Annotated in this window: 1 pseudogene; it reads left to right on the forward strand. The window is 51.5% G+C overall.

Annotated features, from left to right (window positions below):
* Positions 1–555 (forward strand): annotated as a pseudogene (locus LMH66_RS20240) (RTX toxin); the annotation flags it as partial.

Genomic DNA, 555 nt, shown 5'->3' on the forward strand with positions numbered 1-555 from the left:
ACAGCACAGTCACCCTAACCCTGACTGATAGCGCTGGCACAGTGCAAGTCATCACTGGCGTGACCGTTGATGCCAATGGCGATTACAGCATTGGTGGCGTAGACATTTCGGGCCTGGTTGATGGTGACATTACTGTAGATGCTCAAGCAGTCGACCAAAACGGTCAAACCGTGACTGATGCTGACACCGACAATATGGATGCGACTGCGGGCTCTATCGATGTAGCCCTCACCATTAATGATGGCGCAGAAACTGCTGACATTTCAGGTACCACTACAGATGTGGCGCCAAACAGCACAGTCACCCTAACGCTTACCGATAGCGCTGGCACAGTCCAAGTCATCACTGGCGTGACTGTTGATGCCAATGGCGATTACAGCATTGATGGCGTAGATATTTCAGGCCTGGTTGATGGTGACATTACTGTAGATGCTCAAGCAGTCGACCAAAACGGTCAAACCGTTACCGATGCTGACACCGACAACATGGACGCGACTGCGGGTTCAATTGATGTGGCGCTCACCATCAATGACGGCGCAGAAACAGCTGACATTT

The sequence above is a fragment of the Shewanella sp. 10N.7 genome, assembly GCF_020806285.1.
GTDB lineage: Bacteria > Pseudomonadota > Gammaproteobacteria > Enterobacterales > Shewanellaceae > Shewanella > Shewanella electrodiphila.